A 15,353-nucleotide genomic window follows, 5' to 3' on the forward strand; every position below is an offset into this window, starting at 1 on the left:
TATTTGCTATACGAAATACAGCGACTACGCCGATTTACCACTTACACAGTTCGTTTGTTATGCCAACCATTCACATTGAGTATCAGGGCGATCTACGCACCGATTGCGCCCACCTTCAGTCGGGTACGCATATTCTGACCGATGCACCGTCGGACAATCAGGGCCGGGGAGAAGCCTTCTCGCCAACCGATCTGGTCGCTAACGCACTAGGCTCGTGTATTCTGACGACCATGGCCATTTTCGCCCGGCGCGACGGCATTGAGTTGACCGGTAGTTCAGCTGACGTAACGAAGGTGATGAGCAGCGAACCACCCCGGCGCATCGCCCGGATCGAAGTCGGCCTAACCCTTCGAACCACAGGCGCTTTGCCCGACGAAGCAACCCGCACAAAACTGGAGCGTATCGCACACACCTGCCCGGTAGCGATCAGCCTCCATCCCGACATCGAGCAGGCCGTCACCATTCAGTGGGAAGCCCCGGTCGAAGCCTGATCAATACGTTTCCTATACTTTAACGGGTAGGGTCGCTTCTCCGAATTGGACGCGACCCTACCCGTTATACGTTTCAGTTTGTGGCTTTTTCCCGTTTGCGTTCCTTGCGGTGTCTGGCCCAAGACTTAACGTCGGCGGTGAAATTCTCCAGAAAGAATGATGGTCCGACCGATACGTACAAGCCGCTGTAGTTAATCTGGCTTTCGGGAATATCCTTCTTCAGCACAAATCGATAACCCGACAGGAAATAAAGGCCGAACCAGCGCAGTGGCTTGAACCAGCGGACGTACGGAAACTGATACGCCATCGATACGCCAACCCCAACCGGAATGAAAATACCCCGTGCGACTTCTACTTCCCTGTCGGGTTCGGCTACCTCGTAGCGCGAATGTCCATAGCCGATTTCGGTTGGCAGACTGATTTCAAACGGCCCTTTCCGGTACAGATAACGCTCATAAAAGACCGTTGCGATGCGTAGGTGACGCGTTACGGCCGCCGACGTATTCGGCAGCAAACCCGGCTGATCGAGGTGCTGGTTGACAAAATAAAAACCCGCACCGGCCTTGAAGCTAGCAGCCCGCCCACTTTCAAGGGCACTCCGTTTGTGCTTGGCCGGAAAGAGAAAGCCCGCCCGAACGCCGTACACGCTGACAGGGGTCAGCTTGTCGTTTTCGTTACGGGTATCGTTGAAGAAAAAGAAGCGCTGATCCGTCGACGCCGTGAACGTAAGCGACGATGGCGTTTCGGTCTGGGTTGAGTCCCGACCGTCGGTAAGCTTGGTTTTTTTCAGGATGCCCGCTTGTCCCTGCGCCCATCCTGTCGACCATATACCCAACCAACAGCCCAGAAAAAGGAGAAGTAATTGCCATGCAGTGCCCTTCATCGATTTATCGTTAATGATGACATAACGCCCCTGCCTGTCAATGGTTATGAATGCGCTCGTTCAGGCAGGCAGAGTCCGTTCGTTGCCAGTCGTTCTACCAGGCGGTAGCAAAAGTCGTACGAACCTAACCTTTCATCGTACAGCCCGTTGAGTGGCTAGCACAAAACCACGCAACGACATGGCAACGAAAACCAGTCAATCGGCAACGTCAGCCGATAAACCAAAATCGAGCAGCGCGAAGAAGAAACCGGACGCTAACTACGACAAACCGGATCTGCGCGAAAAACTCAAGGAAGAAATCAAAGCGGGTGATAAGGGGGGGAAGCCCGGCCAATGGAGTGCCCGTAAAGCGCAGCTACTGACGCACGAATACGAGAAAGCCGGCGGTGGCTACCTCGACGAGAAGCGCACCGAAGCGCAACAGCATCTGGAAAAATGGACCGACGAAGACTGGCAAACCTCCGACGGAAAACCCGCTGATCGCGACGGAGGAACCACACGCTATCTCCCCAAGGAAGCTTGGGACGAGCTATCGCCCGCCGAGAAAAAAGCGACGAACGCGAAAAAACAGGCGGGCTCTAAAGAAGGCAAGCAGTTTGTCGATAATACAGCGAAGGCGAAAAAAGCCCGGCAGAAAGCGCAGGAATAGTAACGGCTACGTGTGGTTAGCGTAAGCCGCTAACTGTTAGCCTTAAATGGTTTTCGAACTCGTTCAGGTCTGTACCGGCACAAGATCATTTACCTATTGGCGACGTACGGTGGGGCGGTGATTGAAACGCTGCTGTACACATCCGAATCGTACTGAACAGCACAATTCGGCAGGCGTTTTTGGGGCCGGGCAGGTTTGTCCGGCCTTTTTCTATACCGTGGAAAATGACTAGTGCGCCGATAGCCCGCCGGGTAAACGTATACCGATAAATCAATACAGTTCGCAAGCATAGTCATATGGACGATACCGAGAGAAAATATAAGTAGAAAAAGTTCGGACGCTTGCTTTGGGTCATACTACCTGTGAGAAATCTGTGTCCCGAAAGCCCTATTCTGCCTATACAGCCGAGGAATTGGCCCTCGACGACCTATTCGTCCGTTGGGTGAAGCACCCGTCCGACGAGGAGGTTGCGACGCATTGGCAGCAATGGCTCGCACGCAATCCGGCCTGTTGCTCAAGGGTTGATGCCGCGCGCCAGTTCATTCTCAATGCGTCGCGAGCGGGGGCAGCCGGTCTGTCCAGCGACGAGGTCAACTCCGTCTGGGGCCGCATTCGGGAATCCCTACAGACCATGGAAGACGTTCGTCCGCTCCAGCCGAACGATCGGGCCATGGTTGGCTGGTGGTATTTCGGCCGGACGGTAGCGGCAACGCTGGGCGTAATTCTACTCATTAGCTGGGCACTCTGGATGCAGTACGGTCCGCATCAACCAATGGAGGTTGTCAGCACCACCGGTGGAGCCGCCCGTCAGGTACAGTTGCCCGACGGATCGCTGGTAACGTTGTATGGAAATAGCCAGCTTCGGTACGACCGGCAGGGGTTCACCAACTGCTATTCCGACGATACACCCCGCGCCGTATGGCTCGACGGGGAAGCCGATTTTACGGTAGCGCACCGGCCGGGAACGGCTGCCGACCAGCAGTTTCGGGTGCATACGCCCAGCCTGACGGTCGAAGCCACCGGTACGGTTTTTCACATTCGCCACTGCCCCAAAGGTACTAAGGTAGCCCTTACGTCAGGCGCGGTCAATCTGCTTGTCAGCCGCCATAAACCCATACAGTTACGGCCGGGACAAACCATCGAGGTTGTCGCCGGACTCGTTCGCTCGTTGCCTTAACCAGTGTTCTATTCCTAAACCCTGTTTCTAATGCCTAAATTGTCTACTTGTCTCCGGTCGAGACCGATTCCGCGACCGTGGTTATCTGTACTGGGGCTCTCGGCCCTCACGTTGCTGGGGACACCGGCGTTCAGCGCCATCCCTACTCCGCACCTGACCATCGATAATCCGACGCAGGAACGCATCGTCACCGGTCGCGTACTGTCGGCCGACGATAATAGTGCGCTGCCCGGCGTTACGGTTACGGTCAAAGGAACAACGCGCGGGACAACGACCGACGCCGATGGACGCTACCGTATTCCCATTACGAGTGGTAATGCCGTACTGGTTTTCTCGTCGGTAGGTTTCCGGGCGGAGGAAGTTACGGTCGGCAGTAAATCGACCATCGACCTGCGCATGAACGCCGACGACAAGTCGTTGAATGAAGTTGTCGTTGTCGGGTATGGTACCCAGAAAAAAAGTCAGACGACGGGTGCGATTGGGTCGGTCAGTGCCAAGCAGATCACGGAAATGCCGATTACCAATCTTGGGCAGGCTCTACAGGGCCGTGTTGCCGGGGTCGACGTGGCGCAGTCGGGTAGTAAGCCGGGCAGTGTTCCGACGATCCGTATTCGGGGACGTCGTTCGTTCAACGCCGGCAACGACCCGCTGTACGTAGTCGACGGAATTCCGCTCGCGACGCCGTACGAAGATTTCAACCCCAACGACATTGCGTCGATGGAAGTCCTGAAAGACGCAACGGCAACGGCCATCTATGGGGCACGGGGTGCCAATGGCGTCGTCATTATTTCGACCAAACGCGGCCCGGTAAACGGCAAAACGACGATCAGCTACGATGGTTACATGGGCTTCTCTGATCCGCTCGACAAAGTCAAACTATTCAGCGGAACGGAGTTTGCGGAGTACGTTCGCGAAGCCTACCGGGCTACGGGCCTGTACAAAGACGCCAACGGTAACGCGGTTCCGACGGGCGTTTCCGATGCCTATGCCGACTCGAAAGTCGCGGTACTGGGTGGCGACCCGGCCGTAGCTGCCGGTATTGCAGCTGGCCGGAACACGGATTATCAGTCGCTATTACTGCGGCAGGGAATCCAGCAGAGCCATTCGATCGGTGTGCAGGGTGGTACCGAGAAAACGCAGTTTTACATCTCGGCGGGCTATTTCAAAGATAACGGCATCATCGCCGGGCTGGATTACACCCGTTATTCGATTCGGGCCAATGTTGACCACGAAATCAACCGGATTTTCAAAGTTGGAATAGCTTCCTATGGTATGTACAGTCTGCGGAACGGAGCCAATCGTAACCCCTACACCGCTGCGCTGAATGCGAATCCGCTGGGTCGCCCCTACGACGACAACGGCAATCTGATTTTCTCGCCAACCAATGACGCGCTGCTGACAAACCCGCTGGCTGAGATCGTACCCGGTGCGCAGGTTGACGAGACAAAGCGGTATCATATTTTCAACCGGCTGTACGCCGAAGCCAAAATCATCGATGGTCTGACGTACCGGCTAAATTTCGGTCCTGATTTCGTCATCAACCGGGCGGGGCGGTTTATTGGCTCGGCAACGAACGACCGCAAACTCGGCGATCCGGTAGCATCGACCAACAACTCGTTCCAGTTCAACTACACACTGGAAAATATTGTCAGCTATAACAAGCAGTTCGGCAGTCATAATATCGGCGTTACGGCCCTGCAATCGATTCAGCGCGACAATTTCGAAAGCAGCGCAATTAACGTGCAGGGCATTCCGGCAGAGTCGCAGCAGTTTTACAATGCGGGTAATGCCAGTCTGGTACTGGGTGTCGGCAGTAACCTTGTTCAATGGACGATCAACTCGTACATGGGCCGGGTCAACTACGACTACAAAGACAAGTATCTGGTGACGGCCACCCTGCGCCGGGACGGGTCGAGCCGCTTCGGGGAGAATACGAAGTACGGGAACTTCCCCGGTATCGCACTGGGCTGGAACATCGCCAACGAGAACTTCATGAAAGGGGTAACCTGGGTCGACATGCTGAAGCTGCGGGCCAGCCGGGGCTCTGTTGGTAACCAGGGGGTATCGCCGTACCAGACGCAGGGTTTGCTGGGCCGCACGGTCTATGCATGGGGCAACACCCCCGCCTACGGCTACCGGCCCAACACCATTGGTAATGCCGATCTGCGCTGGGAAAGCTCTACGACAACCAACGTCGGTCTGGATTTCAGTCTGTGGCGGGGTCGGGTATCGGGGTCGCTCGAACTCTACCAGACCAATACGACCGACCTGCTGCTGTCCGATCAGCTACCGACATCAACGGGTTTCAACGCGGTTACGCGCAATGTCGGCGAAACTCGTAACAAGGGTATTGAGATTGGGGTGACGACGATCAACATGAACACCAAAGATGGCTTCAAGTGGTCGACGGACGTGCAGTTCTTCCGAAATACCGAAGCGATTGTATCGCTCTACAACGGTGCCGTCGACGACGTGGGCAACAAGTGGTTCATCGGTAAGCCACTGACCGCATATTTCGATTACAAGAAAGCCGGTATCTGGCAAACCAACGAAGCGGATGCCGCCAAGTCGTACCAGAGTTCAGTAGGTCAGATCAAGGTACAGGACACCAACGGCGACGGCAAGATTACGGCTGACGACCGCGTGTTTCTGGGCTCGGATATTCCAACCTGGAGTGGCGGGATTACCAACCGGTTCACCTACAAAAATTTCGACCTCTCGTTCTTCGTCTACGCCCGCATCGGTCAGACCATCCTGAGTGGCTTCCATCGCGACAACAACGCACTGGCCGGACGCTATGAGCAGATCAAAGTTGATTACTGGACGCCAAACAACCCAACCAACGAGTTCCCGCAACCCAAGTCGACGCAGGAGAGTCCGGTTTACGGTTCGTCACTGTATTATTTCGACGGTTCGTTCGTGAAAGTACGGAACATCAACTTCGGCTACACCTTCCCTTCGTCGCTGACCAGCAAGTGGCGCATTCAGTCGCTGCGGGTTTTCACCAGCATCCAGCAGCCATTTATTTTCTCGACCTATCGCTCGAAGTATAATGGCGTCGACCCCGAAACGACCGACGGTACGATCAGCAATGGTGTAACCCCGGCGGTCCGCCTGACGACGTTTGGTCTGAACGTTAAATTCTAAACCCACTCAGTATAATCTGCCAATGCACTGCGGTGGCCGGCGGGCTATACACTTGACACGAACAACCATGAAATTACCATCATACAACGCATTGCGCGTGCTGGCCCTGACGGCCCTGCTGTTCAGCGGGCAGGGCTGTAAAAACGTGCTGGATGAGCAGGTTATCTCCAGTATCGGCAACGATTACATGAATACGCCGAAAGGATTTGAAGACGCCACCCGTGCGGCTTACTCATCGTTGCGGACCTTTTACGGCACCCAGCGCGGCTTGACCCTGACCGAGTTTGGCACTGACATTTACAAGACCGGTGCCGACGGCGGTTACAAGGGCTTTCATTACTACGACACCCAGATGAACAGCTTTGTCGACTACCTGCAACAAACGTGGGAAGAGTTGTACAAAGGCGTAAACACCTGCAACGCCGTCATCGGCCGGGCTGCCAATATCAGTGGCCTTTCCGATGCGACTAAAAAGCTGCGGGTTGCGGAAGCCAAATTCCTCCGGGCGCATTATTATTTCATCATGACTCAGCAATGGGGCGGTATCGATCTGCGACTGACCGAAACGCTGGGGCCAACCAAGGTAACCAGCCGCGCCACGGAAGCCGATATGTACAAGGCGATCATTGCCGATCTGGAAGCGGCTTTGCCCGATCTGGACCCCAAGATTCGCTCGTCAGATTATGGTCGGGCGACGAAAGCTGCGGCCGAACACCTGCTGGCCCGTGTGTACCTGACGAAAGCAACCTCATCGGCGAAAGCATCGGACGATTACGCCAAGGCGGCAACCTACGCGCAGAGCGTGATCAACAATTACGGGTTCAAGCTGGTGTCCGACTTTGCCAATGTATTCGCGCAGGGTGCCGGCGAGATCAGCGACGAAGTCATTTTCGCCGTACAGTACACATCAGATCCGCTCACAAATATCAACTCGCTCAATTCGGTCAACGGGAACGGGAACGAACTACACCTGCTGTTCGGCATGCAGTACGACGTACAGGCGGGTATGGTACGCGACACCGAAAACGACCGACCTTTCAAACGGTTGATGCCCACGACCTATCTGCTCGAAACGGTATTTAAAGACCGGACAAACGATTCGCGCTACAAAAAGACGTTTAAGGATACCTGGTACAGTAACAACCCCGGTACGTTCAATACGGCTTTCGACAATTCGAAGAAGACCGTCACGTTCAAAACCGGCGACACGGCTATTTACATTCCCGGTGTGGAATGGACCCTGGCCCAGCGCGCTGCCAAACCGTATCAGGTACTGGTCCCGAGTGCGTACACACAGGCGCTCTTTCCAACGCTGCGAAAATTCCTCGACCCACTCCGGCCTGACAAAACGTATGAGCAGGGTAGCCGCGATTACCTGGCCTTCCGCCTGGCCGAGACGTACCTGATTCTGGCGGAAGCGCAGTTGAAGCTGGGCAAAACGTCCGATGCCACCAATGCGATCAACGTAGTTCGCCGGCGGGCAGCATACTCGGGTAAAGAAGCGGCCATGACCATCACCGATGCGCAGATGGACATGAACATGATTTACGAAGAACGCGCCCGCGAATTTGCCGGTGAGCAAATGCGCTGGTTCGACCTGAAGCGCTGGGGCAATCTTGTCGAGCGGGTAAAACTGTATAACCCCGACGGCGCACCCAATATTCAGTCGTACCACAACCTGCGCCCGATTCCGCAAACCCAGATCGACCGCACGGAAAAGAACGCCGACGGTAGTGCGGGTTTCGCCCAGAATCCAGGATTTTGACGAATGACAGAATGATTGAGTGATTGAATGGGCTGGCGCGACACATTCAATCACTCAATCATTCTGTCACGCTATAAGTAGATCACTTCCCATTTTGCCTTTTATCCAGTACCGTCAGAGACGCTGTCTATACTGGCTACTTCCTACTCCTTTTCTTTATGCATGAGACTGTAAACAGACGACAGTTTCTACACTCGGCCGGTCTGTCGGCTCTGGCACTCAGCGTCGGAGCCGATGTACTGGCCGATTCGTTTAGAAACACCACCGGCCTGTCGGGCCTGAAGATTGCCTATTCGGCCATCACCTGGGGCGGCAACGATGCCAAAGCCATCGACGATCTGTCGGCGCTGGGCTACCACGGCGTTCAGTTGCGGGCTAACACGTTCGGTCCCTACAAGGCGAAACCGTCGGAGCTGAAAGCGCTGCTCGATCAGCACAATCTCAAACTCGCCATGTTTTCGAGCGGCAACGTCGAGATCGATCCGGCGAAAGAGCAGAGCACCATCGACACGCACGTGGCCCACGCCAGTTTCGTCAAAGCCCTCGGCGGGTCGGCCATTCAGCTGACTAACGCAGCCCGCCCCAAAGACCGGCTTCCAACGCCGGATGAGCTGAAACGACTGGCAGCGGTGATGAACGAGATCGGCAAGCAAACGGCGGCAATGGGCATTCAGACGGCCTACCACAACCACATGCATCAGCTTGGCGAAACGCCGGACGAAGTCGATACGATCGTGCAGGCGATGAACCCGAAGTACGTAAAGCTACTGCTCGACATTGCCCACTACAAACAGGGCGGTGGCGAACCCGAAAAAGCCGTGAAGCAGTACAAAGACATCATTTACGCGCTACATTTGAAGGATACGATGTCGCCCCGACCGGACAAGCCCGACGATAAGAATGCCTACAAGTTCGTTGAACTGGGCCGGGGCAATGTCAACGTTCCGGCCGTGATGAAAGCCCTGAGCGACATCAATTTCAAAGGCTGGGGCATCGTCGAACTCGACGGCGTCCCCGAAACCGACAAGTCGCCCGAGCAGTGCGCCGAAATCAACAAGGAATACCTGACGAAAACGTTGAAATTGAAACTGTAATGTAGCCCAGACCTCTAGGTCTGGAGGCCGTCAGGCCAACCCACCTAGATGGCAGTATATTGGTCGCTTCGCGCCCTCCAGACCTAGAGGTCTGGGCTACACAAACTAATAAAAATGAAATCCCTCCTTTCCATTACCCTGCTGGCGGGCGTACTGGCGTTTACCGCCCCCGTCGAGCCCAACACACTCACCCCAGCCGAGAAAAAAGACGGCTGGAAACTGCTGTTTGACGGCAAAACGACCAACGGCTGGCGCGGTGCCTATGCCAAAACGTTCCCACAAAAAGGCTGGTCGGTCGACAACGGTATGCTGACCATTCAACAGTCGGACGGCTCGGAGTCGCACAGTTTCGGCGACATCGTAACGGACGGCGAGTACAGCGATTTTGATCTGATGTTCGACTTCAAACTGACCGAAGGGGCCAACAGTGGTGTCAAATACTTTGTCGTTGAAAACTACCCGAAACCTGCCGGGTCGGCTTTCGGTCTGGAGTTTCAGGTGCTGGACGATGACAAACACCCCGATGCCAAGAAAGGCCGCGACGGTAACCGGACGGTTGGCTCACTGTATGATCTGATTCCGGCTCAAAGCAAACAGGCACACGCAATCGGCGACTGGAATACGGGCCGGGTAGTGTCGAAAGGCAAGCACGTCGACCACTACCTGAACGGTACGAAAGTCGTTTCGTACGATCGGGGGAGCGACGAGTTTCGGAAGCTGGTAGCCATGAGCAAGTACAACGCTCCGGAATACAATACCAACGGTCGGTTCGGCGAAGCCCCCAAAGGCCACATTCTCCTGCAGGACCACGGCAACCGGGTCTACTACCGCAACGTAAAAATCAAAACCCTGTAGATCAGAACGGTAAATACGAGCGTCGTTCTTCTTTATCCGATTACCTGACGCATTCGTTTACGCACACATTATGGAAGATCGTCGCAGTTTTATAAAAAAATCAGCCGCAGGGCTGAGCCTGGCCGGACTGGGCATGAGCTTTTCGGCCAGCAGCTACGCCCGCATCCTGGGCTCTAACGACCGGGTACGGGTCGGTATCATCGGCTTCTCCGACCGGTTCCGGCAATCGCTGGCCCCCGCGTTCATGGCCAATGCCAAAGACACCAACTTCGCCTTCGTCGGTGTGTCCGACATCTGGAGCCGCCGTCGCGACGAAGCCGAGCAGTTTCTGAAAGGAAAAGGCTGGAACGACAGCGCCTTTTTCAAAGCCCGCAACAATGACGAGCTGCTGGATCGCAAGGATGTCGACGCGGTTATCATCAGCACGGCCGATTTTCAGCACGCCCTTCACTGCGTCGATGCGGTTGAATCGGGTCGCGACGTATACGTTGAAAAGCCGTTCGCCGAATCGCTGGACGACGCCCGTAAGGCGGTGAAAGCGGTCGAGAAATCGAAAAAGATCGTGCAGGTCGGTTCGCAGCGCCGGTCGGCCCCCAACTACCACGAAGCCAACGATTTCATCCGGTCGGGTAAGTTCGGCGACATCTCTATGGTCGAGATGACCTGGAACGTCAATCAGCCCGGTCGCTGGCGTCGGCCCAAGCTGGTGAGCGAAATCCGGAAAGAAGATACCGACTGGGATCGCTACCAGCTTAACCGGCCCAAAGCCGCCTGGGACCCCCGCAAATACCTCGAATACCGCTTGTTCTACCCCTATTCGTCGGGTATTCCGGGGCAGTGGATGTCGCACCAGATCGACACGGTCCACTGGTTCAGCGGTCTGGAACACCCCCGTTCGGTGGTAGCCAACGGTGGCGTTTACGTCTGGAAAGACGGCCGCGTCAACCCGGATACGTTTACCGCTGTGTTCGATTACGGCCCGGACAACGACAAGTCGAAAGGCTTTCAGGTACTGTACTCGTCGCGGATGCACAACGAAGCGGGTGGTACCAAAGAGTATTACTACTCGAACGGCGGGATGATTAACCTCGACACCAACAAGGTATCGCCGGAAGGTGGTCTGACGGAGCGCTTTGCCAAAGAAATGGATATGAAGCCAAACCTGCTGCCGACGATGTCGCTGGGTGAAGGCGCGAAAGTTGAAACCTCAGCCAACACCGGTGGCGACCCAATGACAACGCTGCACATGCGCAACTGGATGGATTGCGTACGGAGCCGCAAAGAGCCGAACGCACCTGCCCGCGCCGGTTTCAATCACTCGGTCGCCAACATCATGGCAACGACGGCCCTGCACACCGGCAAGCGCGTCACCTGGGATTCAACCAAGCAAGACATGATCGTAACCTAGGTTTTTATGGACAGGATTACAGGATTGACAGGATGTTTTTCTTTACATATCATCCTGTCAATCCTGTAATCCTGTCCAATACCTTACCCGCGTACCAGCCATGCCCCGACCTGACAGTCGAGGCATTTCTTTTTTAGGCAGTATTCGTTGTGTAGTTCGATAGCCGCCTGCGAGTCGAAGGCCGTTCGGATACCCAGACCGAGGTCGTCCCATTGCTGAGTGAGGTGATTTTGCTCGGCCGGAAGTTCTTCCAGTAACGCAATAGCCCGGTCGATGTAGGCGGGTTGCCCCCGGTGGTGCGCATAAGCCGCCAGCAGGGGTACCACCGTGTTGACAACGATGTTCACCGCCGACGTTTCGCCCAGTGACGCACTCACCCGCTCGGCCGACGGCCCAAACCGGTAGTGCGACTGCCAATACGCAGACGGACTTTGTTGCAGCGCCTTCAGCAGTATACCGACGTCAGCCGCCCCAACGAACAGCGAAAACAAACTCGCCTGACTCGTCACCAGTCGGGCAAACTGCGCCAGCCGGAGGGTCGGAAAGCTGGCCGGGCGCATCCGACCCCACTTCCAGGCATGGTTGGCCAGCTCACTACCCGACAGTTGGTACTTGGCCGCTAAAAAACGGTATTCACGCTGTAGCGTCAGCACGTATTCGTCCGGGGGGGCATCGGTGAGCAACCCCGCCGTGCCGAACAGCATAGCTTCTGCCTGCGTGATCGAGTCGCGGTGTTTCAGCAATGCTCGCAACGGCACCGCCCGGCTCAGTTGCGCCATTGGCTCGGCATTGGTTTTGAATCCCATGTTAGCCGCCAACAGTCGATACGCTACCTCTTCCCAATCGCCATTGGTCTGGTCGGCAATGGTCTGCACGGTGGCCGCTTTTCGTTCGAGCCGTTGCAGCATCGCCTTGTCGAGCATGGCCGTCACACGCAGCGGCTGTACGGTTCGGAACTGCCCCCCACAAGCAATGGGCGTTTTCTCCTCGGCCAGCAGCGCGTAGCGATCGACGAGATCACGGCTGGTGATGGGGCCAAGTTCGAGCGTTGGCATGGGCGTTCCGTCGGCCCGGTCGACACGGCGACCGGTAGCGGGTCGGTCGTCCTGCCAGACCACATGCAGAATGACATTGTCGTAAGCCCGGTCGTGCTGATGGCGATGTGCCAGCCAGTCGCTGGTTTTCAGGTGCATCTCAACCGTTCCCGCCCATTCGACTTCATTAATCAGCAGGCGGGCATTGGTAAAATCCGGTCCGGCGTTGCTATTCCGAAAACCGGGCGACACGACCCGAAGTCGTTCCCCATCGGTAGTAACTAACTGCGTGGTGCTGACATACTGATACTGCCAGAGAAAATAAAGAAACGACTCGGTCACGACCTTGATGATGAGGGTGGATAGACTACAGGCTTGTTTTTCAGACGCGAGTACTCAAAACTATTGGAAAAACCGACACAGCCATTCCTCATCCAACTATCTTGCCACGCACAACCCTTGCAGCGCTATATGGCTACTTTTGCGAATCAGGTCGTCTGGATTACGGGTGCTTCGTCGGGCATTGGCGAAGCGGTCGCGGTGATGCTGGCCCAGGCTGGTGCCAGACTCGTCCTGTCGGCCCGCCGAACCGAGGAATTGCAGCGCGTCGCAGTACGTACGGGACTGTCGACGGAAAACGTGCTGATAGTACCGATGGACGTCACGCAACCAAACGACCTGTCGGCACTGGTCGAGCAGGTACAGGCTACATTCGGGCGCATCGACTACCTGTTTCTGAATGCAGGCATCACCCAGCGTAGCACCGTCGCCGACGCCAGCATGGTCGATTATCACCGGCTCATGGACGTCAATTTCTTCGGTGTCGTCGCCCTCACCAAAGCCGTTCTGCCGGTTATGCTGGCACAGGGTAGCGGCCACTTCGTCGTCACCAGTAGCGTAGCGGGGAAGTTGGGAACGAAACAGCGATCGGGGTACTGTGCCAGTAAACACGCGCTGCATGGTTTCTTCGATGCGCTCCGGGCCGAGACTGCCGACGCCGGTCTGTTCGTTACCATTGTCTGTCCCGGCTACATCGATACCCCCATTTCCCTGCACGCGCTGGGCGCTGGCGGCCAACTGCACGGTAAGCTCGATGCCAATCAGCAAAAGGGCATGGCCCCAACCGACTTTGCCCGACAATGGATGCGGGCCGTACTGAATCGAAAAGAAGAAGTATACATCGGCGGACTGGAAAAATATGGCATTTACCTTAAGCGATTCCTGCCGGGTTTACTGTCCCGCATCATCCGCAACCGACCGGGGGAGTGAATGAGAAGAAAGAGAATAGACAAACGAAGAAAGAGGTAAGACGAAAGACTGGGTTGCACCGGCATCTTTTAGCTTACCTCTTTCTTCGTTTATCTTTCTGACAACGTTACTTCTTCGCTACGGCACGCTGCGTCATGTAATCGACAGTCAGGTGCGAAAGTGCTTTCATACCCAGGACAAAGCCACCTTCGTCAATCTTGAAATCCGGCGTATGGTGTGGAGCGGCTTCTGATGCCTTCTCTCCTTTTGCCATACCACCCAGGAAGAAAAAGAAGCCGGGTACTTTCTGCTGGTAGAAGGAGAAGTCCTCAGCACCCGTCTGCGCTGGTGTAATCTGCACGTTCTTTTTACCCGCCACCGCTTCCAGTGTCGGCAGCATCCGATCGGTCAGGGCCGGATCATTGTAGGTAACCGGATACATAATATCGATTTTAACGTCGGCCTTCGCCCCGGCACTTTCGGCAATGTTGGTAGCGATTTCATTGATCCGGCGGTGCACCAGTTTCTGCGCGTCGGGGCTGAACGTACGGATTGTCCCGATCATGTTCGCTTCTTCGGGAATGATGTTCTGCCGGATACCGCTGTGCAGCGCGCCCACCGTTACGACGGCAGCATTGTCGGTCAGCGTAACGTTCCGGCTCACGATCGTTTGCAGCCCCATTACGATCTGGGAAGCCGTCACGATCGGATCGACGCCCGACCACGGCGCGGCACCGTGCGTCTGCTTACCATGTACTTTGATAGCGTACTGATCAACAGCCGCCATGGTCGCGCCGGGCCGGTATTTAATCGTACCGACCTCCGTTTGCGAGTTGATGTGCAGGCCGAAAATCGCATCGACCGTCGGGTTTTGCAGCACACCTTCTTTCACCATCAGTTCCGCGCCCCCTTCTTCACCAGCGGGTGCGCCTTCTTCGGCTGGCTGGAAAATAAACTTCACCGTTCCCGGCAGGTCATTTTTCACCGATGCCAGTACCTCCGCAACCCCCATCAGGATAGCAACGTGTGAGTCGTGGCCGCAGGCATGCATGACCCCCGTCTGCTGCCCATTGTACTCGGTTCGGGCTTCTGACTTGAAAGGCACATCGACCCGCTCGGTAACGGGTAGCCCGTCCATGTCGGCGCGCAACGCAACGACAGGTCCCGGCTTACCGCCTTTCAACAAACCAACGACCCCCGTCTTACCAACGCCCGTTTTCACCTCGATCCCCAGCGACTGCAAGTGAGCAGCGATTTTGCCGGCGGTCTGAAACTCACGGTTACCGAGTTCCGGATGCTGGTGAAAATCACGACGCCAGCCAACGACCTTTTTTTCGAGCCCTTCTGCCGTTTTATCCATCCGCGCGTTCAGCGATGATGGCTGCGCAATAGCCGCCCCAGCAACTAGACTACTAACAACGATTGTACTAACTCCAGCTAGATTTACGCGCATTGCTTTTCCTTTTTTGGTCTTTTAAATCAGAATAATTGGCAATTTAATCCCTAATCGAAATATAGTATTTGTTAAAAGCGCGTTAAGACATAATTTTGTTGCCTAATTTTCCTACAGTAACTCAACTTCATTTTTTTCAATTCTATTTC

Annotated in this window: 12 protein-coding genes; 9 read left to right on the top strand and 3 right to left on the bottom strand. The window is 55.6% G+C overall.

The features are described from left to right. Positions 1-59 precede the first annotated feature (59 nt). Complete coding sequence (locus CLV58_RS24450; protein WP_106140467.1) at positions 60-491, top strand: OsmC family protein; 432 nt, start codon at positions 60-62, stop codon at positions 489-491. 73 nt (positions 492-564) lie between these two features. Here the strand turns inward: CLV58_RS24450 and CLV58_RS24455 are convergent, their stop codons facing one another. Next, on the bottom strand, positions 565-1,374 hold the full coding sequence (locus CLV58_RS24455; protein WP_245882453.1) for a hypothetical protein: 810 nt from the start codon (positions 1,372-1,374) through the stop codon (positions 565-567). Positions 1,375-1,552: 178 nt separating this feature from the next. Between CLV58_RS24455 and CLV58_RS24460 the strand changes: the two genes are divergently transcribed. The 7 genes from CLV58_RS24460 to CLV58_RS24490 all read left to right on the top strand — a co-directional run bounded on the left by CLV58_RS24460 (position 1,553) and on the right by CLV58_RS24490 (position 11,469). After that, positions 1,553-2,023: a hypothetical protein gene (locus CLV58_RS24460; RefSeq protein WP_106140468.1), complete on the top strand. Its 471-nt coding sequence runs from the start codon at positions 1,553-1,555 to the stop codon at positions 2,021-2,023. A 373-nt stretch (positions 2,024-2,396) separates the two neighbouring features. Next, positions 2,397-3,200 carry a FecR family protein gene (locus CLV58_RS24465; protein ID WP_106140469.1) on the top strand — a complete coding sequence of 268 codons (804 nt, stop codon included), beginning with the start codon at positions 2,397-2,399 and terminating at the stop codon, positions 3,198-3,200. Positions 3,201-3,230: 30 nt separating this feature from the next. After that, on the top strand, positions 3,231-6,347 hold the full coding sequence (locus CLV58_RS24470; RefSeq protein ID WP_106140470.1) for a SusC/RagA family TonB-linked outer membrane protein: 3,117 nt from the start codon (positions 3,231-3,233) through the stop codon (positions 6,345-6,347). 67 nt (positions 6,348-6,414) lie between these two features. Then, positions 6,415-8,112, top strand: a complete 1,698-nt coding sequence (locus CLV58_RS24475; RefSeq protein ID WP_106140471.1) for a RagB/SusD family nutrient uptake outer membrane protein — start codon at positions 6,415-6,417, stop codon at positions 8,110-8,112. 158 nt (positions 8,113-8,270) lie between these two features. After that, positions 8,271-9,206: a sugar phosphate isomerase/epimerase family protein gene (locus CLV58_RS24480; protein WP_106140472.1), complete on the top strand. Its 936-nt coding sequence runs from the start codon at positions 8,271-8,273 to the stop codon at positions 9,204-9,206. Between the two features lie 114 nt (positions 9,207-9,320). After that, positions 9,321-10,061: a 3-keto-disaccharide hydrolase gene (locus tag CLV58_RS24485; protein WP_106140473.1), complete on the top strand. Its 741-nt coding sequence runs from the start codon at positions 9,321-9,323 to the stop codon at positions 10,059-10,061. A 70-nt stretch (positions 10,062-10,131) separates the two neighbouring features. Further along, a complete protein-coding gene (locus CLV58_RS24490) occupies positions 10,132-11,469 on the top strand; it encodes a Gfo/Idh/MocA family protein (RefSeq protein ID WP_106140474.1) in 1,338 nt (445 codons plus the stop codon). Positions 11,470-11,552: 83 nt separating this feature from the next. Here the strand turns inward: CLV58_RS24490 and CLV58_RS24495 are convergent, their stop codons facing one another. Continuing rightward, positions 11,553-12,845 carry a DUF2851 family protein gene (locus CLV58_RS24495; protein ID WP_106140475.1) on the bottom strand — a complete coding sequence of 431 codons (1,293 nt, stop codon included), beginning with the start codon at positions 12,843-12,845 and terminating at the stop codon, positions 11,553-11,555. A gap of 129 nt (positions 12,846-12,974) precedes the next feature. On the opposite strand from CLV58_RS24495, the gene CLV58_RS24500 reads away from it, so the two are divergent. Beyond that, entirely contained in the window at positions 12,975-13,772 is a 798-nt protein-coding gene (locus CLV58_RS24500) for an SDR family oxidoreductase (protein ID WP_106140476.1), read from the top strand. A 106-nt stretch (positions 13,773-13,878) separates the two neighbouring features. Here the strand turns inward: CLV58_RS24500 and CLV58_RS24505 are convergent, their stop codons facing one another. Then, a complete protein-coding gene (locus CLV58_RS24505) occupies positions 13,879-15,204 on the bottom strand; it encodes an amidohydrolase (protein WP_106140477.1) in 1,326 nt (441 codons plus the stop codon). Positions 15,205-15,353 lie beyond the last annotated feature (149 nt).

Source organism: Spirosoma oryzae, from assembly GCF_003002825.1.
Classification (GTDB): domain Bacteria; phylum Bacteroidota; class Bacteroidia; order Cytophagales; family Spirosomataceae; genus Spirosoma; species Spirosoma oryzae.